This window comes from Paraburkholderia sp. JHI2823 (genome assembly GCF_038900695.1).
Lineage (GTDB): Bacteria > Pseudomonadota > Gammaproteobacteria > Burkholderiales > Burkholderiaceae > Paraburkholderia > Paraburkholderia mimosarum.
Genome location: NZ_JAYMRY010000391.1, coordinates 1 through 258 on the forward strand (window position 1 = coordinate 1; position 258 = coordinate 258).

Annotated in this window: 1 tRNA gene; it reads right to left on the reverse strand. The window is 55.8% G+C overall.

The features are described from left to right. Nucleotides 1-131: 131 nt before the first annotated feature. Nucleotides 132-208, reverse strand: a tRNA-Ile gene (locus tag VSR34_RS39120). Between the last annotated feature and the right edge of the window lie 50 nt (nt 209-258).

The window sequence follows — 258 nt, forward strand, 5'->3', positions numbered from 1 at the left end:
TGCTCTCCCAGCTGAGCTAATCCCCCAGCTCATAAACCATTCAGACCCAGGCGTTTGCGCTTCCGGGCTCTGCCCTGCGGGCAGAGTGGGATGCTCGTAAGTGCTGAAGCACTAACGATCATCGCAAAAGTTGGTGGGTCTGGATGGATTCGAACCATCGACCCCCGCCTTATCAAGACGGTGCTCTAACCGACTGAGCTACAGACCCCTGAGTCTGTCTTTCTTACAGCCGACAAGTGTGAGCGCTTTAACGCAGCG